The sequence below is a fragment of the Actinoallomurus acaciae genome (assembly GCF_042429965.1).
In the GTDB taxonomy this organism is placed as follows: Bacteria; Actinomycetota; Actinomycetes; order Streptosporangiales; family Streptosporangiaceae; genus Actinoallomurus; species Actinoallomurus acaciae.
This window is the reverse complement of the sequence record NZ_JBHLZP010000792.1, coordinates 1-2,749: the sequence shown is the minus strand read 5'-3', so window position 1 is coordinate 2,749 and position 2,749 is coordinate 1. Positions and strand designations below refer to the sequence as shown.

3 protein-coding genes are annotated in these 2,749 nt (G+C 73.6%); all 3 read left to right on the top strand.

Features of this window, described 5'->3' with window-relative positions; translation table 11 throughout:
- Positions 1-445: ADP-ribosylglycohydrolase family protein (locus ACFFNX_RS47065; RefSeq protein ID WP_378212905.1), on the top strand; the 445-nt coding region annotated here is incomplete at its 5' end.
- A gap of 36 nt (positions 446-481) precedes the next feature.
- A complete protein-coding gene (locus ACFFNX_RS47060) occupies positions 482-1,945 on the top strand; it encodes a purine-cytosine permease family protein (RefSeq protein WP_378212904.1) in 1,464 nt (487 codons plus the stop codon).
- Positions 1,942-2,749 (top strand): PfkB family carbohydrate kinase (locus ACFFNX_RS47055; protein ID WP_378212903.1); only part of this gene is annotated, 808 nt, incomplete at its 3' end. The genes ACFFNX_RS47060 and ACFFNX_RS47055, both read left to right, overlap by 4 nt.

The following is a 2,749-nucleotide window of genomic DNA, read 5'->3' as shown; positions in this document are numbered from 1 at the left end:
GATCGACGGGGCGGACGTGAAGGAGGCCGTCCGGCACGCGGAGGAGGCGGCGTCCGCCGGGGTCCGCCGCGGTCACTGGATCGCCGCCGCCGACGTCGCCTCGCGCATACGGTGGGCCGGCGAACTGGTCGCGGGCCGGCCCGTCGAGGCCGCCGCGGCCGACATCTACCACCTGGTCGGCACCAGCGTCGCCACCCAGGAGTCCGTGCCGGCCGCGTTCGCCGTCCTGTCGACGTATCCGGACGACCCGTGGCGGGCGTGCCTGCTCGCCGCCTCGCTCGGGGGGGACTGCGACACCATCGCGGCCATCGCGGGAGCGATCGCCGGCGCCTGCCACGGCGTCGGCTCCTTCCCCGACGCCGCCGTCGCCACGATCCTCGACGTCAACCGGCTCCCCCTCGACGAACTGGCGCGCGGCCTGCTGGCCCTGCGCGAGCGGGCGTGACCGCCCACCCGATCCCCCTCCCCGAAGAAGGCCCCCATGACCAGCGACAACAAGGTCGGTGCCGTCGAGACCCGCGGCATCGAGCCGGTGCCCGACGGCGACCGGCGCGGCAACCCGCTCCAGCTCTTCTGGGTGTGGTTCGCCGCCAACATCTCCATCCTCGGGCTGCCCCTCGGCGCGACGCTGGTCGCGTTGCGCGGCATGAACATCTGGCAGGCCGTGCTCGTCGGCGCCATCGGCTCCTTCGGGTCCTTCGCCGTCGTCGGGCTCATCAGCGTCGCGGGCAAGTGGGGCGGCGCGCCGAGCATGACCCTGTCCCGCGCGGTGTTCGGACCGCAGGGCAACCACGGGCCGACGCTGGTGTCGTGGCTGTCGCGGGTCGGCTGGGAGGTGGTGAACACCACCACCGCCGCGTACGCGCTGCTGGCCATCCTGCACATCGCCTTCGGCGTGGGCGCGAACTCCGTGCTCACCGTCGTCTGCCTGCTCGCCTTCGTGGCCCTCACCCTGCTCGTCTCCGGGCTGGGGCACGCCACCCTGGTCTGGATCCAGCAGCGGGCGACGTACGTCTTCGGCGCCCTCAACCTGATCGTCGGCGGCTTCCTCGTCACGAAGGTGCACTGGCACACGGTCCTGCACGCCCCGGCCGCGCCGATGAGCGTGATGATCGCGGGGATCGGGGTGATCGCCGGCGGGACGGGCATCGGCTGGGCGAACGCCGGCGCCGACATGGCGCGCTACCAGCCGCGGCGGGTCCCCGGCCGCCGCATCGTGGCGGCCGCCGCGGCCGGTGCGGGCATCCCGCTGGTGCTGCTCATCAGCCTGGGCGGTCTGCTGTCGACCGGCGACCACACGCTCGCCGCCGCCTCGGACCCGGTGGCCGCGATCCAGGCCATGCTGCCGTCGTGGATGGCCATCCCGTACCTGCTCACCGCCTTCGGCGGCCTGCTGCTGTCCAACCACCTGTCGGTGTACTCCGCCGGGCTCACCATGATCACTCTGGGCATCCGTGTCCGGCGGGTGATCGCCGTCGGCGCCGACGTGGTGCTCACGCTGGCCGGCGGCGTCTACCTGATGCTCATCGCCAAGAACTTCTACGGGCCGTTCATCACCTTCATCTCGCTGCTCGCCGTGGCCATCACCTCCTGGGTCGCGGTCTTCCTCGTGGACATGCTCACGCGGCGGGAGTACGACCCGGCCGGCCTGATGGACACCACGCGCGGCGGCGTCTACTGGCACCACGGCGGTGTGGCGTGGTCCGCCTTCGTCGCCTGGGCCGCCGGCATCGTCATGGGGCTGCTGCTGACCGTGGCCCAGACCTCCGAGACGGACGTGTGGTTCGCCGGGCCGCTGTCGAAGACCTGGCCCGCGCGCAACGGCCTCGGCTGGCTCGTCGCCTTCGCCGTCGCCGCCGCCATCTACCTCGTCCTCCAGGCCGTCACCCGCCGCGGAGCCGCCTCCCGTGAGACCCGGACGCCGATGAGCGAAGTGGCGTCATGAGCGGCGCGATCGACCGGCTGGTCCATGCCGGCAACGTGGTCATCGACCTGGTCATGGAGATTCCGGCGCTGCCGCGGCCCGGCGGCGACGTGCTCGCCACCTCCAGCCAGGTGACCCCAGGCGGGGGCTACAACGTCATGCTGGCGAGCGCCCGTCAGGGACTGAAGGTCGCCTACGCGGGCGCGCACGGCAGCGGCCCGTTCGGCGAACTCGCCCGCGCCCGGCTCACCGAGGCCGGCATCGCCGTCCTCCAGGAGGCCACCCGGGGCGCGGACACCGGCTTCGACGTGGCGTTCGTCGACGCCGGCGGGGAACGGACGTTCGCGACGAGCGTCGGCGCGGAGGCCACCCTGACGTACGAGCAGCTCACCGGCGTCCACGTGCGCGGCGGCGACGCGGTCTATCTCTCCGGGTACGGCCTGGCCTACCCGGCCAACCAGGTGGCCCTCACGCGCTGGCTCACGACGCTGCCCGCCGGAGCCACCGTGATCGTCGACCCCGGGCCGCTGGTCGCCGACATCCCCGCCGACGTTCTCCGGCCGGTGCTCGCCCGCACCGACTGGTGGAGCTGCAACCACGACGAGGCGACCGCGATGACCGGTCACGCCGACCCCGAGGAGGCCGCGGCCGAACTGGCCCGCCGGACCGGACGCTCCGGCGTCGTGGTCCGCATGGGGCCGCGCGGCTGCGTCCTGGCCGTGCCCGGCTCCCCGCCGGTGCACGTCCCCGCCTTCGACGTGACGGCCGTCGACAGCAACGGCGCCGGCGACGCGCACGTGGGGGTGTTCGTCGCGGCGCTCGGGG

What these genes read in the sequence shown, in the direction of transcription:
- ACFFNX_RS47060 (WP_378212904.1), top strand. Translation starts at nt 482, where the DNA reads ATGACCAGCGACAACAAGGTCGGTGCCGTCGAGACCCGCGGCATCGAG.